The sequence below is a fragment of the bacterium genome, assembly GCA_016708025.1.
GTDB lineage: Bacteria > Zixibacteria > MSB-5A5 > GN15 > FEB-12 > FEB-12.
Genome location: JADJGQ010000002.1, coordinates 997,035 through 1,021,157 on the forward strand (window position 1 = coordinate 997,035; position 24,123 = coordinate 1,021,157).

The following is a 24,123-nucleotide window of genomic DNA, read 5'->3' on the forward strand; positions in this document are numbered from 1 at the left end:
CGCCACTTCGTGGCACCTTCTCCCAATGGGAGAAGGAATTACCTGAGCTCATGAGAATAAAAAAAGCCCCGCTGATGCGGGGCTTTTTCTTAGTTGGCGGTAGCAGAAACTAGTACTTCACGCCGCAACCATAGGGAGCGGAAGTCTTGACGGCAACCGGCTTGCCGGCCATGGCGGCATCAAGCGCGGCTGCGACATAGTTGGTCGAGGTCTTGATGTCATCCGGGTTCGGCGACGGCGTGTTGTCGATCGCGCCGGCATAGATCAAAACGCCTTCCGGGTTGATGACATACATGTTCGGCGTGGTTTTGGCGCCGTACAACTTGCCGACTTTACCATCGGTGTCGATCAGATAAGCGGAAGCGCTGTGTCCTTCGGCGGTGATCCGATCGGTCAGTTCTTTACCTTCGAAGTATCCCTGTTTTCCTTTGTTGGAGGAGCAGATGGACAGCCAGACAACTTCCTTCTTGGTGTAAGCGGCCTGAAGCGTCTGCATGTTCTTTGCGCCGTAGTGCTTTTTGACGAACGGGCAATCGAAGTTTACCCATTCCAACACCACAAATTTCCCTTTGAAGTCAGACAGCGAGTGGGTTTTGCCGTTGACATCGGTCAACGTAAAGTTGGGCGCCGCCTTATCGACAGTGGCAGTCTGGACAGTTTCAGGAGCGGTCGCATCCGATGCAACCAGTGCGGTGGACAACATCAGCAGTCCGAGCGCCATAGACAGTAATTTTTTCATGATCTCTCCTTCAGTGGCTCCTCGCCGTGTATGGTTACCTGTCTGGTCGGCGAGTTGTTCGCAGGCAGGTCGGTTATGGAATTCAAAGCTTCGAGGACAATTCCCGGAGTCAAAATTTCTGGCAAAAGAATCGGTTCAGTGGCGGAGTTGTGGTAGAGGACATAGAGGGGGACAGAGTTTCGGCCAAAGCGAGCGAGCGCCTGGGCAATGACCTGATCGCGCGCGGTCCAGTCCGCCTTGAGGGGAACGATTCCGAGATCAAGAAAACGCTGCTGAACATCGGCCGAACTAAAGGCAACTTTTTCATTCACCTGACAACTGAGGCACCAGGCGGCGGTGAAGTCTATAAAGATCGGTTTGCCGGCAGTACGCAATTCTTCGACTCGTTCCGGCGTGAAGGTCTCCCAGGCAATCGCCCCTTTTTCGTTCGAACGGGTGGCGACAGCGACATTTTCGAACGACGCGCCACTAATACCGATGACCAGCGCGGCGGCGGCCAATACAAGAGCAGAACCGCGAGCGAGTAGTTTTGCCCGGGTGGTAGCAACAAGCGTATCCCATCGACCGATAATCCATCCGGCAACGGCCAGAAGGAGCAAGGCGGCCAGGATAAAGATCAGTCCGGCGGTCCCGATCTGGATACCGAGTACCCAGAGGAGCCAGAGCACTGTGGCGAGAAGCACAAAGCCAAGGAACTGCTTGAAGGTCTCCATCCAACGTCCGGGTCTCGGGACATAGCGAAGCAGTTTTGGCGAGGCTGACAGCGCGAGATATGGCGCAGCCATGCCGAGGGCGATTGAGGTGAAGATCAGCATGGCGATCCAGGCTGGTTGCGCCAGCGAATAGCCGAGCGCGGATCCCATAAATGGAGCGGTGCACGGAGTGGCAACGATAGTAGCGGTTACACCATTGAGGAAAGAACCACCAAATCCGGTTTTGCCTGCGGCAACTGCACCAGCGGAGGCGAACGATGTACCAAGTTCAAAGAGGCCAAGCAGATTCAGACCAAACAGAAAAATGAACGAGGTGATGACGACCAGGAAGATCGGCGACTGGAGTTGGAATCCCCAACCCAGTTGTTCGCCACCGGCTTTCAGAAAGAGAAGTGTGCCGGCCAAAAGCCAGAATGAGACCAGTACACCGGCGGTGAAGATCATACCGTGGTGCAGCGGTTTGGTATGGGTAGCATCGGCATGATTCACAAAGCCAAGGATTTTGAGCGACAGGACCGGTAAAACGCAGGGCATTAGATTGAGGATCAGTCCGCCAATGAAGGCGAACAGGATCGCCTGCCAGAAGCTGGTTTCCGTGGTGGTCGCGGTGACAGCGACCGGTTGATCCTCACTGAGAGAGGAAACAAACTGGACATAGCTTTTGGTTGAATCGCTGTTCGTCAAGACCAGCAGACCCTGCAGGCTGTCGGGGCGGTCGATCAGGTATTCGTTTTTGGGGATTGTCAGTTGAACAGATCCATCCACAATCGAGATTGGTTGACTGGCGATATGGTCAATGACGCCGCGATCACCGGAGTAAAATTCTGCTAAGACAAGAGCGGCTGTTGATTTGTCGGGGAGTGGAAAGCGAAGCTGAAAATGAGTACCGTCAAAGTCGGACTGGACCGCAAAGTCGGCTTCCGACGGATATTGAATCGCGGCGAATTTCGGCGCCCAGATAGAATCGGGCTGTAAGTGGTCCGCGACCTCGAGCATCAGGGAGAGTTGGGCATCGCCGGGGACACATTCTTCCCTGCAAACCAGCCAGGAAGCTTTGCCAGACAAGGTTACCGTCTGGCCGACCGCAAGCGTGGGCGGGGGAGTGATCCGGAGCGGGACGATCAATTCGTGCGAGTAGCCATAGGAGGCAAGCGGAGGAGTAATGGTTTTCTCCGGAATGGGCCATCGGATCGGCTCGACGACAAAGCCGTCGGGGAGCGACCAGGTCATTTTGGGAGGAAGGCCGGCATCGCCGGGATTTTGCCAGTAGAGATGCCAGTGGTCATCCAGCGTGAAATGGAGGCCAACCTCAAACGGTTGACCCGGTTGCACGGTGCGGACCGGAGAGACCAGCTCGACCTCGAGGTGGCCGACACGGGTCGGGAGCGCCTGAACAGTCGCCGCCAAAGTCAGGGCAAGGGCGAAGAGGCAGGTCATCCAAAGAAGTCGCTTTTGCAGGTCCATATACTCCATGGTTGAGGGCGAAGGAATGCTTACGGAGTTAAACAGTCGAACCCGGCTCAAGTTTCATTATTACTTGAGAGGCCATAGAGGTGGGGGAGGCGCTCCCAGGATCGCCCAGCCCCCTGGATCTTGACTTGTCGGTGAATGAGACAGACTACGGCGCCGGACATGGCATCCGGCGCTAATCGAGAATAGCTATGCAGAAACGTTCAGGCCAATTCAGCCTCTGTCTGCTGCGTTTGGCGAACGCACTGATGATCCGGATGTCCGGGAGCCGAAGTTGGGCCGGATCGTGACCACCAGAGCGACAGCAAAAATTGGCGATAGGGGCGCATGGTGCATGGATTGGTACAGGCGGCCAGTTCATGGATCTCGGTGCAGAAGCCGTGGCAGCCGATGCATTCCCCCGGCGGATGTCCTTCCTCCAGCAGTTCGCATGCTTCGCGCAGTTCCCGCGAATGGATCAGAAAGGTGGAGAGGCAATCCTGCTTCAGATGATTGAATTGGAAATAACATTGAGATGGATCTCGCGGATCGATCTGAATTCCTTGTGGACTGATCGTGCGATCATACAGCAGGTCATGTAAGGTCAACCACTGTTTGCATCCCGGACACTGTTTCAGCGGTTTGCGATTCACGTTTTCCCCTCTTGAGTGATGTTGCATGGTAGCTAAAATATCGGCTAAAGATATCCACGTATTTAGCCTAAAAGGGGCCGCAATAGTCCTGTTTTGGAGTTGTCTAATATATGCGTAAGTGATTTAAGATAAAGAAGATACATCGTATTACTGGCGAATCTGGATACGCTTTGCCTGCTCGCGAGTTTTCTCAGAATACCAGATATTTATCCACTCGTCGATGGAATGCGGTTCGCGAATGCGCCAGGCATCGGCGACCGGCTGGCGGGAAAGGCGTTTCAGACTGGCAAAATGAGGGCCGGCATTGGCGGCCAGTTCGGTGGCATAGGTGGTGGACTGGGAGAGGAGCCGGTCGCTATCCACAACCTGATGTACCAACCCAAGCTGGAGAGCTTCCGCGGGAGAGAGCAGAGTGCCTGTGAGCAGAATCTGTTCTGCGTTGCGTGTGCCGCAGGCGAACTGCAACATCGCCACCGCTCCGGCGAAGAGCGACGCGCCGAAGGTAACTTCGTTGAGCGCCAGTCTGGCGTTGCCATCGGCAATGATCCGTCGATCGCAGGTCGTCGCGAGAATACAACCACCGGCGATGGCATGTCCGTTGATCGCGCCGACAATCGCTTTCGGGAAAAGGAACAGCCGGTGATAGAGATCGCAGAATGAGCGGATAAAGCGGGTCATCTCTTCGGGACTGAGGTCATAGAGTTCAGGGATATCCAGCCCAAATGAGAAAAACTTCGCCTGTCCGGTCAGGATGACTGCTGAGACGGTCGGTTCCTGCTCGATCTGCGTCAACAGCAGGTCGAGTTCTCGGACGAAGTCCGGATTGATGGCGTTGACCTTGCCACGAGTCATGGTAAGGATAGCGAGGTTGTCGGACTGCTGGAGATCAAAGCAGGTCATGATGAATCCCTTTCAGGTGAACGCCGGAAGGGGATACTAGTAAGAAAAATCGTGGTGAACAGCAAGCGCTCTCTGAAGCGAAGGAATGCTGCGGATGATGAATCGAGTGCACCGCCCGGTTTTGGGATGCGCGTGTGACCGGGCGGCTCACTTTCATGAAGGAGGGATGGTGCGACCGATCGGTTATTCCTCGAGGAATGAGAGGATCGTTTTGTCGTCGACCCACTGAACTTTGCCGGCGACCACGCGGCTCCGCTGAACCTTGAACTTAACATCGGAGTTGCGGAAGACCGAACCGAGGATCGCCTGACTGACTCGTCCGGACTCGTGGAGTTCGACACGATTGCCGGGGATCAGCCCTGCCTGGGTGATCTCGGCCCAGGCGAGAATGCCTGTACCACTGCCGGTATATTCGTACGTCCAGACGCGGACTGCCTGCCCGCAGGACTCAACACAGAGCCGGTTGGGATGATCGTAGAACGAATCATAGAAGCTGAGCGAACCGGTGGAATCGCGCAGATAGATGGCGAAGTAAAGTCCGTTATCGTTGGCTTTAGCGATATCTTCGGAGATCAAGAGATCTTCGCGACCATCGAGATTAAAGTCACCGGAAACGCGCCACCGATCGATCGGTACGCCGTTACCATCGAGCTGCGGCATCATAAGTGAATCTTCGACCGATACACCCGCCAGAGCCGGAACAGCTAGTGTCACCAGAATCAATCCAGTGACGCAGATCGCTACGCAGAAGTTCTTCATATACTCTCCTTCGAAGTCAGATGACTCCCTTGTGTGCGAATACATTTCTGGTGCGAAATGAAAGCAGAAACTCAGAGCGGATAGCTTTGCGGAATGGCGCGATTCGATTCCCCGTCCTGCGTACCGCATCCTCTCTCACCTCGTCAATCTATCGGCAGTAACGGAATGAGCAAGCTAATAATTGCATAAATTGTCTATGATTTGCGCATGCTGATAAAGAGGCAATTTCGGCGACAGTATTTGTGAGAAGGAGGATTATTTTCGAGCAGGAAGAGTTAATTCTCGGAATTCACGTTTGGTGGGGAATTGATTCCTTACCACTTCACTATTAGGATTGATTATGGAAAGTTTCAGTTTGCACCAACCGACAAATAGCGGATGATATAAGAGTGAATTTGATCGTCCCGTGTTGATGATCTCCGGAGGCAAATCGAAAACGGGCCAGTTCTCTTAGAGTACTGACCCGTGTGCCAACACTTTTCAATGGATGCGAGGTTACTGCAGTGAGCGAACCTCGGTCTTGCGCGTGATCTTGCTGACGCCGCCAATATGGCCGGCGACCGCGGTGGGCGGGTCGGACATCTGCCAGTTGTCAGGATCGGCCGGATCACCCGAGCGATAAGTCATGCGCCAGTATACTTCGAGCGGGTAATAGCCAGACCAGTCCGGCGCCCAGTAATCTACATAGCTGTATATGTCCCAGGTGGTGGAGGAAACCTGGTTGACCTCCATCTCGTTTGGAGTCTGGTATAAATTCCAGCCGCCATCAAGGCCGAGCTCGCCCAGGATAAATTCGTAGATCAACGGATCGGTCTGTGCCTCCATTGCCGCGATCGCGGTGATGACATTGGGCAAACATTGATTGCGGGTGATGGTATCATGCACCACAACCGTGTCCCAGTTGATCTGGACAGTCCGAACGGTATCATGCACAACACTGGTGATCCGGACGGTGTCATGAACAGTGACGGTACGGATGATGGTGTCGATATCGGTGATGCGGATAGTGTCAACCCGGTTAATGATCATGGTGTCGCCGATATTCACGGTGTCAATGAGCGTGATGGTATCGGGCGGGGATTCGACATACTTGGTTTCGTAGATATACTCCTTGGAGTTGACGATCCGCTCCTTGTCGCAGCCGGCGATCCAAAGAAGCGAAGCGATCAGGAGCAGGCAGGTACCGATGAGGATACGTCGAGTCATGACATTCTCCTGGGTATGGGACGACCGTTCATTATAGGAGGGGGTAGTGCAAGCGGCAGGCCAAGTGGCGGAGAATCGACGACGAACGACTAAGGTATTACTTGTCAATAAGATACGACAATTCACTGGAGTCAGCAGTATGCTGGTTTATTCCGCAGGATGAGCAGACGGTTGCATCAGGCGACTGCATTGCCCGAGGGAGCACCGTCTGGCAAACAGGTTTTCCAGGATAATCGAGGACTAAAAAACTCGCCGTTAGCGAGCCTGGAGTATCCGTTTGAGCACCGCGATCTGTCCGGCATGGTAGAGATTATGCCAGAGCAGTCCATTGACCATGGTGGCAACGGTGTACGGTTTGCCGGTAACCGGGCGATTCCAGGCGCGGGACGGGATCGCTTTCAGGCGTGCCTAGAGTTTCCGTTGGGTAGCTTCGTACTGGCGGATCGCCGCTTTCCAGTTTTGTTCGGTTGAATCCGGGGGAGATGGGAAGTCGCCATCGGGAGGCTCACCGACCGACTGGCCATCGAGGCGAAGCAGCACCACCTGCATCCATCCCTGCATATGCAGCATCAGCTCCCAGATGGAATGGGCACCATCAATTTTAGCGGCGGCCATCGCGGGGGTAATTTCCGAGAGAATAAGTTTAAGGGATGGACCATGCCACGGGCGGCCGGAGTGGATGGTGGTGAAATCGTGGGCGAGAAGTTCTCGATCATACATTCGGGCACCTCTTGTTTGTGGTCGAAAAAAAATAATCAGATCATTCGTATCAGACAAATCACATTTGGTGAGTAAGTGATGAGGGTAACAGTGCGAATGCATGCAGAGTATGGGATGGTGTACTCAAGAGTGTGGTAATACTAACGAGAGCAGAGCAAGTGAGTTACTCCTTCGTTCAAAATGGTTAACATGGATTTAGTTTTGTCGACAGATGTACTGCAATTCACAAGCCGGGGAATATCGGCGAACGGAAGCGGCGTGAGGTAGGCTTGGTCAGAGGAAAGAAGAGTTGCAAAGATGGACTAAATGGTTACATTTAAGCAACTCCACACTACTCCAATGGAAGAAGGATGCAATGAAACTGATCGCGCGCACACTATTCATCCTGATGATCTCCGCTTCTGCTTTCTCCCAGGAGACGATCGTCATTGGCTGGAACGATCTCGGCATGCATTGCAGCAACAAGGATTTCACCAATGTAGTGGTTTTGCCTCCCTTCAATAATGTTCGAGCGCAGGTGATCCAGGTTGGAGACAGCACTCACCTGCCGGTGATCATGACCACCGGGTTTCGCATTCTGTATGAGATCCCCGGAAATACGTTTTCAGTCGGCAAAACGAACTTCTGGGATTTTGAGGATCAGATATTCGGCGTGAATCTCCCTCCGGATGTGGGATTAACGGGCAACCGGCTGAGCGGAGAGATGGTGATGCAAGCGGACCACTTTGATGTGACCGGTGTGCCGATCACGCCATACTCTGATGCCGATCTGCTCCACGAAGATCCGTTTCAACTGGGATTACTGCGCGTGTTTGACGGATCGAACAATCTGATCGCTACCACTCAGCCGGTGGTACCAGTGTCAAACGAGATCAATTGCGTAAGTTCCGGATGTCACTCCAGTGAACAGGATATCCTGAATCGGCACGAAGATGAGGGAGGATTCGATCCGAACAACACGCCGATACTCTGCGCGAGCTGTCATTCCTCCAATGCATTGGGGACTCCCGGCCATCCCGGAGTGCCGTCTTTGTCCGAAGCGATCCATAAAAAGCATGGTGAGGAGACCAATGACTGCTACAAATGTCATCCTGGCCCCAATACCCAGTGCCTTCGCGATGTCATGAAGACAGAACATGGGTTCACCTGTCAGACGTGCCACGGTAGTGTGACCGAGGTTGGCGAGAGTATCTCTGCCGGTCGTGAGCCATGGCTGGAAGAACCGCGCTGCGGAGCCTCGAACTGTCATGGATCGACCTATTCCGAGGAACCGGGTAAGCTGTATAGGGAATCACGGGGGCATGGTGGGCTGTTTTGCAGTGCCTGTCATGGTGAGCCACATGCAATCGTGCCTAGCGGCAATGCTCGCGATAACGTGCAGAATATCGCCTTACAGGGATACGCTGGAACACTGAACAAGTGCGCCGTCTGTCACGGTGTCACACCAACTGGTGCCGGGCCGCACGGGATCTCGGGAACCGGATGCTGTATTGGCACGCGCGGCAACGTTAACGTGATCGGCTCGATCGACCTGTCGGATCTTTCGTTGTTGATCGCTTATCTGGTGACCACACCACGCCCGACATTGCCCTGTCCGGATGCAGCGAACTTGAACGCGACTGGTTCGATCGACCTGTCCGATCTGTCACTGCTCATTGTATATCTGACGACTACGCCACGCCCGACTCTGCCGGCCTGTCCGTGAGTTGCGTCTGGCGATGCGAGATGTTAGATTCGGTCTATGCGATATGTAGCGTTTTTGCGGGCCATCAATGTCGGTGGACAGACCGCCACCAAAGGGGAGTTGATCTCGGTCTTTGAGTCACTGGGATTCGAAGAGATCGAGACCTTTCTGGCCAGCGGCAATGTGATCTTCACGACCGGCCGGACAGCTCCGGCGACGCTGGAGAAGAGAATCGCCGCCGCGCTTGAGCAATCGCTCGGATTTGCCGTGGCGACATTTCTCCGGACTGGCGATGAAGTTTTGTCGGTGGTGAAGTATCGGCCATTCCCGGAGAAGATGCTGGCGGAAGCACCCACCCTTAACATTGGATTCACCGCACAACCATTCAGCCAGAAAGATGCGGAAGCAGTCGATCGTTTCCGCAGCGAGATCGACCAGTTTCATCTGCATGGGCGTGAAGTCTACTGGCTCTGCGACAAGCGTCAGAGCGAATCGAAATTTAATGGCGGGAAGCTGGAACGGGCGCTTGGTCGGGCAGTCACGTTTCGGTCGATCAGCAGCTTGACCAAATTGGCAGAGAAGCACTTTTAGTCATTTAATCCCCCGCGGCGCAACCTATTGCTGTTGTCCCGTTTACGACTGCTTTTTCGGTCCCTTTATCGCCAATCGGTGATAAAGAAAGAGGACTTATCGGTCGATAATCATAAACATGCAGACAAGGGTGGAGCAATCACAACCGAGGAATATATCCTCTGGTTATATCCCTATCTATACCCATACGCTGACGGTCGATTGTGTACTGGAGTTTGACCTGTACGTATTTGACGGTCGGGACATGGTCCTCTTTCGGTCATCCAAACTCCCGCTGACAGAGGCACATCGAAGTGAGATGCTTCGGCGAAATTTGAGCCGGCTCTACGTGTCCGAGGCACAGCGATCGGAATACCAAAAGCATTTGCGGGAGCATATCAGCCAGATAGTCGTGGATCCGTCGCTGGATGATTTCACCAAAACCACGATCCTGTATGACAGCGCCAGAGAATTGGTAAAGGATGTATTTGCTGACCCGACCAAAGGTGCGATGATCCGTGAGAGTCAGGAATTTGTTCAGACAACTGTTCAGTATGTCCTGGAAGGGAAAAACGCCTTTCACAATCTGCTCAAGGTGATGTCGTTTGATTATACGGTGTTCAGCCATTCAGTAAATGTCTGCGCTTTTTCGCTCGCGCTGGGGAATGCGTCGGGAATCGAGAAAACCAGCGACTTGGTGGCGCTGGCCACCGGCGCATTGTTGCACGATGTCGGCAAGGCTCGCGTGCCGGAAGAGATACTCCATAAGCCAGGTCCGCTGAGTCAGGCGGAATGGCAGACCATTCGCCAACACCCCGAGTGGGGCGTGGAGTTGATGACGACGACTGACCTTATTCCGCGGGAGGCGTATATCCCTATCGCCCAGCACCACGAACGTCAAGACGGGTCAGGATATCCAAATCGACTGGGTGGGGACGGCATTCACCTGTATGGAAAGGTTGTAGCGATCGCGGATTCCTTTGATGCGATGACCACCAACCGGGTTTATCGTCAGGCCGAAGGGTCTTTCCGGACGCTTGAAATGATGGCGCATTCCGGCGAAGAATTCGACCGATCGTTGCTTCGGCAATTCATTCAATTGCTTGGCCCGTCACGGACCGAGCTACTCGGATCCTAGCACTTCCCTGCACCTTCCAGAGTCACATTCTGCGCGCAGACTCCTCAGATGAAAACTGAGGCTTGCGTCGTGGATTTGAGCAATCTATTTTAGGCCATTGATTCTCTGCGCAGACGGATCGTCTGCGGCAATCAACCGTTCACTCGAGGAGGAAGAGTCATGGGATTCCTGGCTTCATTGTGGCTGCCGATACTGCTGTCCGCCGTGGCGGTATTTGTGGTGAGCTCGATCATTCATATGGTCCTCAACTATCACAAGTCCGATTTCAAGAAACTCCCCAACGAAGATGGGATCATGGAGGCATTGCGGAAATTCAGCATTCCGCCGGGCGACTACCATATGCCGTACTGCAGCAGTTCAAAGGATATGAAAGACCCGGCGTTCACCGAAAAGCTGAACAAGGGGCCGGTGGGGCTGATGACGATCTTGCCGAGCGGACAATTCAGCATGGGGAAAAGCCTGGTGCTCTGGTTCGTTTTCTGCCTGATCGTCTCTCTGTTTGCAGCTTATATCGGTGATCGAGCAGTTGGCCCGGGCGGAAACTACCTCCAGGTCTTCCGCTTTGTCGGATGTTCCGCCTTTATGGGATACGCGTTCGCCCAGATGCAGAACTCTATCTGGTACGGGAGAAGGTGGGGAACTACCCTGCTGGTGATGTTTGACGGATTGATCTTTGCGCTGGTAACAGCGGGGATATTCGGGTGGCTCTGGCCGAAGATGTAATGCGGATGCAATTGTGATCTGAAAAGAGTTGACCTCAATAAGGAAGCCTCGGTGTAAGCCGAGGCTTCTTCGTTAGTCGGGGAGCCGAAGACGGACACGTGGCCAGACCTCTTATTTTTGGTTTGGGGACAAGCGTCTAGTTGGCAATCAATTTTTCTAGTCTCTCCAGGCGGGCCTTCAGTTCCGCGTTTTCTGACTTAATTAGATTGAGATCCTTGGTCCGTTTCTCCAACTCTTTGACTGCGATCAGCAGAATGCCGTCAATATCCTGGGAGTTGATGGTGGTCTCAGTACCAATCGTGCCGACGCCATCATGTCCAAATCGCTCATAGAACTCCTGGGCCACCGGACCATAGTGACGAAACTGCTCCGGGTCGTGTCCTTTGTAATTCCAACTGGCGATGGGAAGATCAGCGAGCTTGTTGAGGACGGTTGTGCCGTTAATTGGCAAGAAATTCTCTTTGGCGGAGCTGTCGGAGACGACCGTGAGTCCGACCTGGCACTCGAGCACAGTGACCGAAAAATTACCGAGGCGGATCTTGTTGCTGGCGTTTACTATCGCACCATTGCCAATGGCGGTGGCATTGTTGAGGCCACTTGTCGACACATTTGCGCCATATCCTATTGCGGTATTGAATGATCCTGTTGAATTGGTTGAGAGCGCGACAAAGCCAACCCCCGTATTATTGTTTCCGCTCCCATTGCCTGAGAGCGCAGATCTTCCAAGCCCCGTATTACCGTTTCCGTTAGAGTTGAGACCGAGCGCGTTAACCCCGGCCGCAGTGTTGTCTCCTCCACTTTGATTTCGGTAGAGAGCTTCTTGACCAATTGCTGTATTTTCGGCACCATCTGTATTTGCGCTCAGGGCCGACCTGCCGTGAGCAGTATTTCGAGAACCCGTTGTATTGTGGTCAAGGGCAAAGGTACCAGTAGCGGAATTCTCAAAACCCGAACTGTTTGCGTAGAGAGCTTTGTAGCCAAATGCAGTATTCTGGTAGCCGTCATCATTCGAGAACATAGCAAGACTTCCGCCGGCGGAATTATGGTAGCCCGTGCCGTTGGAGAACATTGCATTTGCGCCGATCGCAGTGTTGTCGGTGCCGGTTCCATTAGAGAAGAGTGAGAGGCCACCAAGTGCTGTATTATTCGTACCTGTGCTATTAAGCAGCAACGCGCTGGATCCAACAGCGGTGTTGACTGAGCCGGTGGTATTGGTCAGCATGGCGCTAGAGCCAATGGCCACGTTTGACATACCAGTAGTATTTGCGCGTAGGGCACTATGCCCGTCGGCCGTGTTGAAATTGCCGGTCATGCTGAGGTTGCCCGATCTCAATCCAAGAAATGTATTCGCTACACCGTAGTTGTGGAGAAAAAGCGTATCTCCCTTGTAAATGTTTCCTGTCGCGGCTGATGATATATCTAGGAGGATATTCCCGCTAATGCTCCCACCGGTCGAACCGTCGACAGTACTCACGCGATATGCGTAGGGCATAGTAACGAGTCGTGTACGCGGGGTGAGCTCGGGGTCAACACCGACTCTTACACCCAAATACCGATTGCTCGAATTGAAAACCGTGTCAGTTACTGGGTTGACTGTGCCCAAAAGGACAGCAAAAAGTCCGCCGGAGGTTGTCACTGATTGCGTCTCAGTCCACTTACTGGTGCCACCGGAGGCGGCGTCGTAAATGGTGAAGACGACAGAGTAGCTGCCATCGGGAACGGCGGATCCACCGGAAGTAGTGAGACGTCCCTGGAAATTGAGAGCCGTTGGTGTAGCAGCCTCAGTCGACATTGTCGTTGCCAGAATGAGGATCAGCAATGGGGTAACGAAGCGCATGATCAAGCCCCTTGAGATAATGGGTGGTCTGTCAGTTCAGTGATAAATGGATTGCGTGTACCTATGATAGAGAAATATAGGGATGAATGCTAAAAATCAAAGAGGGAAAATATCATGAACAGCCCAACAACCGGGGAATAACCAAGAGACTGGCAGGAGAAGTGCCGGTAACTATGTTAGGCTAGTTCGGCTAGTAGCGGAAGACATCGGTACTCATGTACTTGAGGCCGGTGTCGCACATGAGGGTGACGACGGTTGCGTTGGGACCAAGTCGTTCGGCCACTTGTAAGGCGGCGATCACATTGGCGCCGGAGGAGGTGCCGGCAAAAAGACCCTCTTCTTTCGCCAGGCGGCGAGCCATCGCTTTGGCGTCCTCGGTTTTCACCGGAATGATCTGATCCACCAGACTCGGTTCCCAGAGCGGGGGGATATACCCAATACCGACACCCTCGATCTTGTGTGGGCCGGGCTGACCGCCGGAAAGTACGGGAGATTCAGCCGGTTCAACGACGACAGCGCTGACCTTCGAGTTGTGGCGCTTGAGCGCGGTTGCGACGCCTCGCGAGGAAGCGCCGGTTCCGGCCGACTGAACGAAAGCGTCAACCTTGCCGTTGGTTTGCGTCCAGATCTCTTCACCCAAAGAGAAATATCCGGCGATGCTGTCAGCGTTGCTGAGTTGATTTGTCCAATAGGTATTGGGGCGGAGGCTGATCTCACGCGCCACCTCGATCATATCAAGGATCAGTTTTTTGGTGGTGAGTCCGCCCTCGCTCGGGACGAGAGTGAGATGCGCGCCGAGTGCGGCCATATGGCGCAGCTTATCCTGCGAGAATGCCTCTGACGAAACGATCTCCAGATGGTACCCTCTGGCGACTGCGATCAGGGCGAGAGAGATACCGGTCGAGCCGCCGGTATATTCGACGATGGTATAGCCGGGTTTGAGGCGGCCATCTTCTTCAGCGCGGGCGATCATGGCCTGGGCGGCGCGATCTTTCATGGAGCCGGTTGGATTCTCCCATTCCAGTTTGACGAGGACCTTGGCACTCCCCGGAGGGACGACTGTGCGCAACGGCACCAGCGAGGTATTGCCGATGGCATTGAGAACACTGAGTTGCTCAGGCATATCTTGCTCCCGCACGACTCTGATGCTGATCTATTATCGAAGAACGAAACTGCATGCAGACAGAAAGGTAGAGGAGAGAGCACGAGTACGTCAATCAAATTCGGAATTGTTTGTTGATCAACCCAGTGCTTGGTCATTGTCTGACCAAAGCACGGTCAGTTAGCGCCGGGGCATGTTTGTCCAATTCGCCGCGCACCGCGCCCGCGATAGACAGCAGGGTGAGCGGTTTCTTGACAAAGGCGCCCGCGCCCGCCTCCTGAGCAATATTGACTCGGCCGCTGTCGGAGTATCCAGAGACGATGATCGCTTTCTGGCCGGGGTAGAGGGACGCTGCACGGCAATAGGTATCGGCACCATCCATGCCGCCGGGCATGATCATATCGAGAACCAGCAGATCAAATCTGTTTTCGCGAAGCAGCTTTATGGCATCTTCGCCGCATTGGGCGATTGTCACCTGGTAGCCGAGCTTTTCGAGGAGGCTGCCAAGGACCGCCCGCTGGATCGAGTCGTCGTCTACGACGAGAATTCGTTCGCTTCCGCCCACCGGCCGCGTCGCGGCCTCACACCTGCCTATCTCACGAGATGCGGGAAGGTAGATGTAAAATGTTGTCCCTCGCCCGGTTTCGGTCCGGATATCGAGATATCCGCAATGATCCTTGAGTACGCTGTTGACCACGCTTAATCCCAGGCCGGAACCATGCTTGCGATCGCTTTTCTTGGTGGTGAAGAACGGATCAAAGATCCGTTGAAGAGCGTCATCAGGTATACCGCACCCGGTATCGGCGATGGTCAGTTTGACGTACTCTCCGCGAGGGACACGCTGATAGGCGATGGTGACCTCTTCGGCATAGTAGTTTTCTGTCCTGAGGCGCAGTTCACCTCGTCCATCCATCGCGTCCAGGGCGTTGTGCAGGAGATTAGCGACCGCACGGTAAAGCTGTGCCGAGCCACCCTTCACACAGAGCAGATCATCGGCGAGTTCAAGGTTGCAAGTGACAGCTTCCTGGCGAGGAGCAACTTCTTTGAGCGCGTGGGTCACGATCGAATTGAGATTTACCGGTTCCACGGTATAATGTCCGCGGCGTCCGAGGGTCAGAAGATCCTGATTGATCGCGGCGATTCGCGAGGCAGCGTTTTCAATGTCAGACAAGTACTGGCGCGCAATATTGCCTTCGGGCAATTCTTCTTTGATCAGGTCCGGGTAGGCCATGATCGGGCCAAGGAGGTTATTAAAGTCATGCGCTACTTGTCCGGCAATGCGTCCGATCGTTTCCAGTCGCTGCGCACGCGCCTCCTGCTCCTTGAGTCGCTTGACCTCGGTGACATTGAGCAGATTGCAGAGTGTGGCCGGCTGGCCATCCCAGTCGATCGGAGAGACCAACAGGTCATAGTCGAGGTAGTCGCTCTGGCGATTACGGAGGCGGAGCGCAGTCTGATTAAGCGAACTCTCAGTGATCACACTTTCACCAAAGTAATGTGAGCAGGTCACCAGATCATCCTGGTGCACCAGCGAGAGAGGCTGCAACTCAAGCAATTCTGCCGGAGTATATCCCAGTTGGCTGGCGAGGATCGGATTGGTGTACCGTATCTGCCCTCCCTGAATTATCCAGATACCGGTTAAAGCATGTTCGCTGATGGCGCGGAAGCGTTCTCCGCTGGTCTGGATGATCTGTTCACTCTCGCGCTGACGGAGGATCTTGTTCAGTTCCGTGGCCAGAAGCTGCATATGGGTGACATCAAGTTCATCATACGATTCCGACTTATTGCCGACACCGAAGATGAGTTTGCATTTTCCGCTTTCGAAGACCGGAACGCTCATGAATCGTTTAACCGACGCATGGCCGTCGGGTAGCCCCTTTTGATTGGGGGAGTGTGGGAAATCATTGTAGACCACGGGTTGACCATAGCGCAGGCAATCGACCCAGTTACCGGCTTTTTCCACCGGGTAGTGAACGTCATACGCCGCTGTGCACATCTTGAGGGCGGTCCCGTTCCAGGCGGTGAGGATGATCTCCTTCTGGTCGTCGGAGATACGATGAAAGAAGCCGATCTCGCTATTGGTCAGTTTGACCGCTTCGTCGAGGGCGTGAGTACAGAATTCCTTGTCCGGCAGGGAAATGGATTCGCCGTAGATCTTGAGCAGGATGCTGTCCAGGTGGGCTGTGCGTTTGGCCCGTTCTTCCGCCGTCTTGCGCTGGTGAATGTCCTGACGGGTGCCTTGCATGAGTTGTGGCTTTCCGTTCGGCGTCCACGAGGTCACCTGGCCGCGATCAAGGACCCAGACCCAATGACCTTCCTTATGTTTGGTGCGTAATTCGACTTCATAGTAGTCCAGTTTTCCATCACAATGCCGGGTCAGATTCTCGTCGCAGAGAACAAGATCGCCGGGATGGCAAAGCTTTCGCCAGGTGTCGGTCGAAACTGAAGTAAGCTCAGTTTTCGAATAGCCGAGGATCTCGGCCCACCGCTCATTTATGACGACCTCTTCGGTCAGCAGGTTCCATTCCCAGGTACCGGCATTGGTGCTTCTGATGATATTGGCCATCCGTTCCCGTTCCAGGCGCAATGATTCCTCGGAGAGACGGTGCTGGGTTATGTCTACTCCTGACGATAGAGTGCCGGTGACGCGCCCATTGTCGTCGCGCAGAACGGTGCAGCGAAAAGTGATCAACAGCAGGTTCCCTGCGCGGTCGATAATCGGTTTCTCGTGATCATCAACACATTCTGCGGACCCTGTGGTCAGACGCGCGCGGTGCTCGCGAAGACTGTCTCGATGTTCCTGGGGGATACAAGTGTCATACCAATTCCGGCCGATCAACTCCTCCTCAGTGTAGCCAAGAAGTTCGCACCCTTTGCGATTGATACTGCGGATGTTTTCACTGAGATCCAATTCGACCACCATTGCGGCCGAGATATTCAGTTGCAGGCGTGCGCGGTCCCGTTCATCGCGTAGTTGTTGTTGAGCGGTCAGGCGACGCGCCGATTCACGCATCGCCGGTCTGATGATAAACAGGTAGAGCCATGGAAGTGCGCACAGGGTTGCCAGGGAGGCATCGGCAACAGCCGCGTTCCACCACCGTGCTTGTGGAAAAAATGACAGCAGTAACATGACCGCCATTTCGGACAAAAATATCGTCAGGATGAGTGCGGCAAGCAGCCGTTTAGGATGACTCATATCAATCGACGCTATCCAAATGACGCGGTTCTGTGCAACTATCGATTGGGTTAGTGCTGGGTGGATTGCATCCGGCGAGTGTTTTGCCCTGCATCTAAGTGGAGATGCAACTCCTTTTTCCCCATAATTATTGTCGGCCAATCAAGGAAAAACTTGAAAGTGTCGGCAAGATGCGGGCAAGATCTGGAGATTGTTCGTGCTACGTGGGGATTGTAAACCGGGGGACAGGTACTTTTGGCAAGGAACCTGTCCCCGGAGAAACGAGAGATCAGCGATCAGCGCGTTTAGGTCCGCCGGGGAGGGCGCTGAAACCCTGCCGGGCGTAGTCGATCGCTTCGGCGAGGATACGGGTCGCTTCCTGCGAGGCATGGAATCCCATCGAGTTTTCGGCGGCGATAAAATCGAGCCGGAACTGTGCCTTGCGATGGAAATTGCGCGCGGGAGCGAGCGAGACAGAGTCGGCTCCGGCGGTCCTGGCGGCGTCAATGGCCGCAATCAGGTCAAGCACAGCTTCCTCGGCGCGGATCATCACGTCCTTGGTCTTATCCTGAATACGCTGTGCCCGAGCAAGAATCTCCGACTCAGGGTAACGGTGGCAGTTCTGGCAAGCGCGCGATATTCAAAAGCGGGCTCCGCACATGGTGATCGGATATCTTGATAGCGCCTTCGCGGTAGTACGGCATGTGGCAGTCGGCACAGGCGACGCCGCTCGGGCATGGATTCCCTGGCTCCACATCTCAAACTCAGGATGCTGGGCCTTAAGAACTGGCGCGCCGGAAGTAGCGTGGATCCAATCGACATGTTTCACAGAGTCGTAGTATGATTCGATATTTTCCACAGCCACACCTTCGTGCCAGGGGTAGGTGAGGAGTTTTCTTTCCCTTTGAAATAATACTCGACGTGGCACTGTCCGCAGACGTAGGAGCGCATCTCCTGGCGAGTAGCTTCCTTATTGGGATCATACGGTTCGGTTTTGGGGCCGTTCTGCCAGGCGGGTGAGGCTGGGGAGGTGGGGCATAGAGGTTCCACTTTCGGCGAGGCGCCGGATACCATTGATGAATCCGGGGCGGGTGACGCGGAGATTCATTGATTTTGGCTCATGACAATCAGCGCAGACGACCGGATGTTCGACCAATTTGTTGGCACTATCCCAGGGCATGGCACAGACGACCTCGAAGCCCTTCATGATCTGGGCGAGCGTATCGGAATCCGGCACGCCGGCTTCTTTCCCCTTCTGCTTGTAAGCCGGAATAATGGCTGCATGGCAATGCAGGCAGGCGCCGGGTTGACGGAACTGCTTGGTCCGTTCGGTGTCGAATTGGTCGGTCAGCATGAATGCATGGCCGCGTTCTTCGCGATAGTCGACGCCAAATGCGTAGCCGTTAAACAATTCACGCCAGCGTGTGTCATCATCGAGTTTCTGAAAGGCTTCGCTGCCGCCATGTTTGGTTCGGGCGGTATCGACAGTTCGCTTGTACGTGTCGAACTGGCGAGGGAAATTCTGTCCCCAGACCTTGGGGTCGATCGTCTCTTCGTTGATATCCGCAACCTGAAAGACAACCTGTTTAGCTTCATCTTTGCGTTGCGAGATATTCTGATACAGCATCATCATCGCGAAGGTGGCGATGGCCAACAGCACGACGAGGGCGACGATGATCAGTTGTGCCCGTCGGTTGGAGGAGTGGTCTTCTCAGCCATGATCTATCCTTTCAATGCGCTGCGCCGTGGCCGACCTCGCGGTGGCACCGAACGCAGTTCTGATGTTCATCGGCGTGGGTGAACGAGCCGACCGATTCCGAGATCAGTTGGGCGTGGCAGCGAAGGCAGTTGCGCTGGACCACCTCACGATTATGTTCGCGAACGCGGATCGGCTCGTTGAAGTTCTGCATGGTGAATTTTTGGGAGTGGCTCCAGCCATTCTCCATTTTGATGAGATATTTGCCGGGGAAACTTTGCGGCAGATGACAGTCGTTGCAGATGGCAACTCCATGGTGGCTCCCTTTCTGCCAGGAATCAAAATGCTCGCGCATAATATGGCAGTTGGTGCAGACCGTGGGGTCATCGGAGAGATATGACGCGCCGTGCGCGTAATAGAAGGTGAAGAACCCAAGGCCGATCAGGATCCCGGCGAGGATTGCGATCACCGCGATCCATTTCTGCAATGGTGCCGATCCGGTCAGTCTAACCATCGACATCCTCCAAACTCAAGGTCATACGGTGCCATCCTCAGGTCGCTCAAAAGTTGACCGTCAAGGTTGTGTAGCCCCAGAGCCCGGGATCAGGATCATTTGCCGCGGCGAATGACTCCGACGGCAAAAACAAAGTAACAGCTTGGAGGCGTTAAATTCAACTCTGAACGAAGAACCCATACTTCTATTTACTTCTCACAGTTTGTTTGAAGGCGGAGGCGGTCACATCGACTCCGTCGTGAATGGAGAATCGACAGCTTACGAAGAAAATCCTTTGATTAAAGTCAAGCGAGGCGGAAATCCATTGGGAAGGATTGAATGGTCCGCTATCTTGCACTCAGGTAGTCGGTTACGAGAACGGGTCGAATTGCTTGGCGGCGGTCGAATCGGGCAAAATGCGGCTCCGGTGACTGGTGAGAAAGCGATTGTAAACAGGACGAGAGATCAATAGGTTATACGAGAGCTTTATCGCACCCAAGTCCGGCATCACATATCAGAAAACCCGGCAATTGAGGGAATAATCATGCGGATCTATCGTGACAGTCTGGCCAAAACAGTCGACTCGGTTAACGAAGCGTTTTTTTTCGGAATGCCCGTGACCGCGGCCGAGCGTGACGAGGTTGCGCTTTGGATCGCCAAAAGGCAGGGCGAGGAAGGCTCCTATGCCAACATGTTTGCGCCGACTGCATCGGATGCCAGGAAGGGGATTCGCCTTTTCACGGGTGAGGCACTCGGGCCGAGTGCATCGCTGCGGCATGTGTCCGGCGAGGAGGCGTGTCGTGCGCTAATACTGCTGCAGTCGCGTTCCAAAGAAGTGCAGAAAGCACTCGAGGATGCTACGGTTGGGATGAGAGGGGCATTGGAACGTGCCAGGCTGGAGAAGCGAAAGAAGTTCTGTTGCGGTACCTGCGACCCGGCGCTCTGGCGGCATATCACGGCCGGCGGACTTAAAGGTGAAGAAGAATGGCTGGAAAACGGGATGAAAATGCTGAAGGGATTTCGCGATGGTAAAGGGAGGTGGCAGCGGTTCCCCTATTTCTGGACGATGCTTGCGCTTTCGGAAATGGATTTCCCAGCGGCCAGACAGGAGATGCGGTATGCGGCATCGGTCGGCGAGCGGTATCTTGCCAGGAAAAAGCCATCTGATCCGATGACCAGACGGAGAGTCTTGGCTATCGAGCGAGTGCTGGCGAAATGTTAGAGCACGACAACCGGGGTTCTGGGAACATGATGAAGAGCGTTGCGATATCTCGGATCAGGATCGATAGTCATGAATTGCTCTGCGCGTATACTGGCCGCGAGTCTGGAAGTCTCTCCACGCGGGCCGATTCTCAGGAGGCGGTTGATCAGAGATATCAGGCATTGGCTGACCAACTCAAGATCGACCCCAGTCACATCTTCTGTCTTCCCCAGACGCATAGCAATAATGTGGTGATACTCCGAGACAGAGAATTCCTTAACCGACCTGAAGGACCTCGGCGATTTCAGTTCACGGAAAAGGAGATTCACCGCGGCGATATCTATTTGGACAGAGCCGATTTTGATATGGAGTGGCAACGGGGGATCGATGGTGTGATCCTGGCGGTGCAGGATGCGTATCCGGTGATACTGACCGCGGATTGCGCGCCGGTGATGTTCTGGGCGCCTGGTTCCCAGGTCTGCGGGATCGCCCATATCGGCTTGGTCGGAGCGGTCAATCAGTTGGCGATCCGGATGGTGACGCTGATGCAGAGCGAGTTTGGGGTTGAACCGCGTCGACTTGAGGTCGCGATACTGGCGTCGATCCGCGGATGCCACTACAATATCGAGCGATCAGGAGTCTGGAAGCGGCTGCGGCGCTCTATCAAAGAGTTGTATGGCGAGGAGAATCAGCACTACAAGGATGGGTTCTTTCATTTGCCGGAGTTCATTACGTGGCAGTTGGTCAGTGCCGGAGTGCGAGCAACCCATGTGAGCGATCTGGGATCCTGCACAGTCTGTCAGGCAGACCGGTTTTTCTCCCATGTTCAGGCGGGAGTTACGGGGACGCAGGAAAAAGAAGGGCGGTTTGGGAGTCTGATCGGGATGAGAGAGACTCCATATAGTTGATTGTTCCTGTACTACTGGCAAGCAGGCAATTGATATTCCCCACTTACCAGGTAATAAACTAGGGCCGACAGGTCGGACAAGTCGACATTACCTGATTGATCGATGTCGGCTTCGCCAATGCAATTCAACCCACCGCTGCTGACCATATAGGCTATGAGCCAGCTAAGGTCTGATAAGTCGATACCGGCATTTCCATCTACATTCCCGCTCGTACCTTCACAACAAGACGGTCCACGATAGACCTGAATACCAAACCGCTGACCCAGGTAAACCGCTTCACCTTTAACTGCAACATCATACACGTGCTCGACTCGATACTGGCGCTCGGCCAATTGAGGATTTGTAGGGTCGCTTATATCGACGATATCGAGGAAGTCGCCGTTATCGACATACATGTGTTGTGCTGTTAGCTCTAACAGGATGAGGTTACCTGACCTGTCGGGTGGATCATATGAACCGACAAATTCGGGCCAGCCGGTGCTATCCACTTGATAAAGAGAGATTGCCCAGTGGTCAATCATCCAGGATGTAGTGGCGACTACATCCCCAACAAGTTCGATGTTATATTGCCCCCAAGGCTCCTGGTAACCGACAATCGATAGTTGTAAAGGGTTGGAAATATCCACGATTGCCATATAGGCACCTCCGAACAGACCACTCTGTACACTTGCCCCACGACAGACAACATATGCGCGGTTTCCCCGAATCCTGATGGCACTGGCCCCGGGAGGTAGGCTTAACCGAGACCGCAGGATTGGGTTGTACTGGAGCGACAAGTACTGATAAACATAGAGACCAGAGTCCTCAGCGGCAACGTAGGCATAATTGTTGAGCACAGCCGCATCCTGAAAACTCATGTGGCTGGCGTCGGCATTCGTACCCAGGACCAGTTGTGAGAGCTTGACGGGAGCTGTTGGCTCGCTGACATCAAACCTCGAAATAGAGCCACGCCGAGGTGGATTTGAAGCGTCGTCTGAACTGCAATACATGAAGTTTCCTTCGAAACAGGCTCCATTGGTGTGCTCTGCATTGTTTCCTGGGCCAAAGTCAGCTCCAGGTATTGGGGAAAAGGGATTAGTAATGTCAAATATCCGTTCGCTGACCTGTCGTTCCCAATTGGATGCGGTCAAGACCGGACCATCTTGAGAGAGATACAGCTTTCTGGCGAATTTAGAACTGTAGAGAGTCTTTGTGATTGGGTTCGATGGATTTGCAAGATCGGAACTAGCGATACGAACATGCGAGGTTCCGTCCGAACCGTAATTGTAAAGATGGTGTTCCGCCACAATACACTGGCCGGAGGTACCATCTGTGAACCCGTCGAGAAGTGCGAATCCTATCATAGCTGGTGAGCAGAGCGATGCGACATTGTAGGTCCTAACTCCTGTGCCCGTTGTCACATACATAATTGTGTCGACTATCTCTATGTCATTGATCGTAACACCCAAATCCGGTCCACAACCGAATTGCGGGTAGTAGGGCTCACCTACTTGCATGATTTGGAAAGAAGTTCCACCTGGCATATACCCAAGCAATTGGTCTCCTACCGCAATTAGGCGGCCGTAAAAGGCGGGCTTGCCATCGGCTGGACCCCAGTATGTTCGAACATGTCTGGGGTTGATTGAGTCGTCCATCGTATAGATGTATAACGGGCTGTTCGCGATTGCAGACGAGAAATAGACCAACGGCATTGAGTCGGTCTCCCTCATAGCAATTCCGCGAAGTCCATCGAAGGATATGTCGAACGAGCGAAATTGCGTCACAATGCTGGGATGATCCGGGTCGGCTATATCTATCACAAAGAAGTAGTCATACTGACTAGGAATGTATAAATAGTGGCCACCGATCTCCATCAGTTCTTCTTGCACCGGCAGCGGTATTTTGCTCCTAATCCTTAGGTCATCAGGATGTGATGCTTCAATAATAGAAATTCCCTCGTAAGTGCTGAGGAGGTAAAGGAAGTCGCCTTTGCCCTTTATGACAAAGGTCGATCCGATTGTTGTCGGCCAATCGTATTGCCGCACAAAGGTCGGATTGGAAGGGTCGCGGACATCCCAAGCGAGGACTCCCAGATTTGACGCTACATAGAGGAACCCGTTCAGAACGCACATGTCCATCGGCCCCTGCCAGTTGAGTGTCCCGACGGAGGTTAGAACGCTACTATTTAATTCAGCCGCAGGGGCATTGGAGCTTCTTTGCTCAACAGAGGAGTCTCTTCTGGGGATTGGGTGTAAAGAGTCTCTCACCAAAGCTGGGAAGGTTGTATCGTCCAGATTAAGTAAGTATTCGTAAGGAATCGGAGAACCGGGTGACGATGGAAACTGTTGAGCCGACACCAGAGACCAACAACAGATAAGAGCGATCGACAGAACCGAGAAGAAATAACGCATTACTGACCTCCCATTATACCCACCATTAAATCAATTTACGCAATGTAGACCGTGATATCAAGTATGT

At 53.8% G+C, this 24,123-nt stretch carries 18 protein-coding genes and 1 pseudogene; 6 read left to right on the plus strand and 13 right to left on the minus strand.

From position 1 onward, the window contains the following. Window positions 1-109: 109 nt before the first annotated feature. The 7 genes from IPH75_10530 to IPH75_10560 all read right to left on the minus strand — a co-directional run bounded on the left by IPH75_10530 (window position 110) and on the right by IPH75_10560 (window position 7,139). Window positions 110-739, minus strand: a complete 630-nt coding sequence (locus IPH75_10530) for a redoxin domain-containing protein (protein ID MBK7142505.1) — start codon at window positions 737-739, stop codon at window positions 110-112. Continuing rightward, window positions 736-2,916, minus strand: a complete 2,181-nt coding sequence (locus IPH75_10535; protein MBK7142506.1) for a thioredoxin family protein — start codon at window positions 2,914-2,916, stop codon at window positions 736-738. The genes IPH75_10530 and IPH75_10535 overlap by 4 nt, the downstream gene beginning before the upstream one ends. Window positions 2,917-3,125: 209 nt before the next feature. Then, entirely contained in the window at window positions 3,126-3,581 is a 456-nt protein-coding gene (locus IPH75_10540; protein MBK7142507.1) for a hypothetical protein, read from the minus strand. 120 nt (window positions 3,582-3,701) lie between these two features. After that, on the minus strand, window positions 3,702-4,454 hold the full coding sequence (locus tag IPH75_10545) for an enoyl-CoA hydratase/isomerase family protein (GenBank protein MBK7142508.1): 753 nt from the start codon (window positions 4,452-4,454) through the stop codon (window positions 3,702-3,704). 183 nt (window positions 4,455-4,637) lie between these two features. Then, a complete protein-coding gene (locus IPH75_10550; protein ID MBK7142509.1) occupies window positions 4,638-5,213 on the minus strand; it encodes a hypothetical protein in 576 nt (191 codons plus the stop codon). A gap of 495 nt (window positions 5,214-5,708) precedes the next feature. After that, on the minus strand, window positions 5,709-6,419 hold the full coding sequence (locus IPH75_10555) for a hypothetical protein (protein MBK7142510.1): 711 nt from the start codon (window positions 6,417-6,419) through the stop codon (window positions 5,709-5,711). A gap of 408 nt (window positions 6,420-6,827) precedes the next feature. Continuing rightward, window positions 6,828-7,139: a hypothetical protein gene (locus IPH75_10560; GenBank protein ID MBK7142511.1), complete on the minus strand. Its 312-nt coding sequence runs from the start codon at window positions 7,137-7,139 to the stop codon at window positions 6,828-6,830. Window positions 7,140-7,494: 355 nt separating this feature from the next. Here IPH75_10560 and IPH75_10565 point away from each other — a divergent pair, with 355 nt between their 5' ends. The 4 genes from IPH75_10565 to IPH75_10580 all read left to right on the plus strand — a co-directional run bounded on the left by IPH75_10565 (window position 7,495) and on the right by IPH75_10580 (window position 11,254). Further along, window positions 7,495-8,844: a hypothetical protein gene (locus IPH75_10565; GenBank protein ID MBK7142512.1), complete on the plus strand. Its 1,350-nt coding sequence runs from the start codon at window positions 7,495-7,497 to the stop codon at window positions 8,842-8,844. 36 nt (window positions 8,845-8,880) lie between these two features. Beyond that, window positions 8,881-9,414 (plus strand): DUF1697 domain-containing protein, encoded by a 534-nt coding sequence (locus IPH75_10570; GenBank protein MBK7142513.1) that lies wholly within the window; start codon window positions 8,881-8,883, stop codon window positions 9,412-9,414. A gap of 118 nt (window positions 9,415-9,532) precedes the next feature. Further along, on the plus strand, window positions 9,533-10,531 hold the full coding sequence (locus tag IPH75_10575) for an HD domain-containing protein (protein ID MBK7142514.1): 999 nt from the start codon (window positions 9,533-9,535) through the stop codon (window positions 10,529-10,531). Between the two features lie 159 nt (window positions 10,532-10,690). After that, a complete protein-coding gene (locus IPH75_10580; protein ID MBK7142515.1) occupies window positions 10,691-11,254 on the plus strand; it encodes a hypothetical protein in 564 nt (187 codons plus the stop codon). A 136-nt stretch (window positions 11,255-11,390) separates the two neighbouring features. Here the strand turns inward: IPH75_10580 and IPH75_10585 are convergent, their stop codons facing one another. The 5 genes and pseudogenes from IPH75_10585 to nrfH all read right to left on the minus strand — a co-directional run bounded on the left by IPH75_10585 (window position 11,391) and on the right by nrfH (window position 19,578). Further along, a complete protein-coding gene (locus tag IPH75_10585; GenBank protein MBK7142516.1) occupies window positions 11,391-13,091 on the minus strand; it encodes a tail fiber domain-containing protein in 1,701 nt (566 codons plus the stop codon). 190 nt (window positions 13,092-13,281) lie between these two features. Further along, entirely contained in the window at window positions 13,282-14,214 is a 933-nt protein-coding gene (locus IPH75_10590) for a cysteine synthase family protein (protein MBK7142517.1), read from the minus strand. 133 nt (window positions 14,215-14,347) lie between these two features. Then, window positions 14,348-17,389, minus strand: a complete 3,042-nt coding sequence (locus IPH75_10595) for a PAS domain S-box protein (protein MBK7142518.1) — start codon at window positions 17,387-17,389, stop codon at window positions 14,348-14,350. A gap of 268 nt (window positions 17,390-17,657) precedes the next feature. Continuing rightward, a pseudogene (locus IPH75_10600) lies at window positions 17,658-19,001 on the minus strand (ammonia-forming cytochrome c nitrite reductase subunit c552). A gap of 97 nt (window positions 19,002-19,098) precedes the next feature. Beyond that, complete coding sequence (gene nrfH / locus IPH75_10605; protein MBK7142519.1) at window positions 19,099-19,578, minus strand: cytochrome c nitrite reductase small subunit; 480 nt, start codon at window positions 19,576-19,578, stop codon at window positions 19,099-19,101. Between the two features lie 523 nt (window positions 19,579-20,101). On the opposite strand from nrfH, the gene IPH75_10610 reads away from it, so the two are divergent. After that, a complete protein-coding gene (locus IPH75_10610; GenBank protein MBK7142520.1) occupies window positions 20,102-20,779 on the plus strand; it encodes a hypothetical protein in 678 nt (225 codons plus the stop codon). Between the two features lie 26 nt (window positions 20,780-20,805). Beyond that, window positions 20,806-21,666: a laccase domain-containing protein gene (locus tag IPH75_10615; GenBank protein MBK7142521.1), complete on the plus strand. Its 861-nt coding sequence runs from the start codon at window positions 20,806-20,808 to the stop codon at window positions 21,664-21,666. A gap of 11 nt (window positions 21,667-21,677) precedes the next feature. On the opposite strand, the gene IPH75_10620 is transcribed toward IPH75_10615, so the two are convergent. After that, a complete protein-coding gene (locus tag IPH75_10620; protein MBK7142522.1) occupies window positions 21,678-24,056 on the minus strand; it encodes a hypothetical protein in 2,379 nt (792 codons plus the stop codon). Window positions 24,057-24,123: the final 67 nt, after the last annotated feature.

Excerpts from the sequence above, each read along its gene's own strand:
- IPH75_10610 (MBK7142520.1), top strand. The coding sequence starts at position 20,102 with ATGCGGATCTATCGTGACAGTCTGGCCAAAACAGTCGACTCGGTTAAC.
- IPH75_10585 (MBK7142516.1), bottom strand. The coding sequence starts at position 13,091 with ATGCGCTTCGTTACCCCATTGCTGATCCTCATTCTGGCAACGACAATG.
- IPH75_10550 (MBK7142509.1), bottom strand. The coding sequence starts at position 5,213 with ATGAAGAACTTCTGCGTAGCGATCTGCGTCACTGGATTGATTCTGGTG.
- IPH75_10620 (MBK7142522.1), bottom strand. The coding sequence starts at position 24,056 with ATGCGTTATTTCTTCTCGGTTCTGTCGATCGCTCTTATCTGTTGTTGG.
- IPH75_10560 (MBK7142511.1), bottom strand. The coding sequence starts at position 7,139 with ATGTATGATCGAGAACTTCTCGCCCACGATTTCACCACCATCCACTCC.
- IPH75_10590 (MBK7142517.1), bottom strand. The coding sequence starts at position 14,214 with ATGCCTGAGCAACTCAGTGTTCTCAATGCCATCGGCAATACCTCGCTG.
- IPH75_10595 (MBK7142518.1), bottom strand. The coding sequence starts at position 17,389 with ATGAGTCATCCTAAACGGCTGCTTGCCGCACTCATCCTGACGATATTT.
- IPH75_10545 (MBK7142508.1), bottom strand. The coding sequence starts at position 4,454 with ATGACCTGCTTTGATCTCCAGCAGTCCGACAACCTCGCTATCCTTACC.
- IPH75_10540 (MBK7142507.1), bottom strand. The coding sequence starts at position 3,581 with ATGCAACATCACTCAAGAGGGGAAAACGTGAATCGCAAACCGCTGAAA.
- IPH75_10555 (MBK7142510.1), bottom strand. The coding sequence starts at position 6,419 with ATGACTCGACGTATCCTCATCGGTACCTGCCTGCTCCTGATCGCTTCG.
- IPH75_10615 (MBK7142521.1), top strand. The coding sequence starts at position 20,806 with ATGATGAAGAGCGTTGCGATATCTCGGATCAGGATCGATAGTCATGAA.
- IPH75_10565 (MBK7142512.1), top strand. The coding sequence starts at position 7,495 with ATGAAACTGATCGCGCGCACACTATTCATCCTGATGATCTCCGCTTCT.
- IPH75_10535 (MBK7142506.1), bottom strand. The coding sequence starts at position 2,916 with ATGGACCTGCAAAAGCGACTTCTTTGGATGACCTGCCTCTTCGCCCTT.
- IPH75_10575 (MBK7142514.1), top strand. The coding sequence starts at position 9,533 with ATGCAGACAAGGGTGGAGCAATCACAACCGAGGAATATATCCTCTGGT.
- nrfH (MBK7142519.1), bottom strand. The coding sequence starts at position 19,578 with ATGGTTAGACTGACCGGATCGGCACCATTGCAGAAATGGATCGCGGTG.
- IPH75_10580 (MBK7142515.1), top strand. The coding sequence starts at position 10,691 with ATGGGATTCCTGGCTTCATTGTGGCTGCCGATACTGCTGTCCGCCGTG.
- IPH75_10570 (MBK7142513.1), top strand. The coding sequence starts at position 8,881 with ATGCGATATGTAGCGTTTTTGCGGGCCATCAATGTCGGTGGACAGACC.
- IPH75_10530 (MBK7142505.1), bottom strand. The coding sequence starts at position 739 with ATGAAAAAATTACTGTCTATGGCGCTCGGACTGCTGATGTTGTCCACC.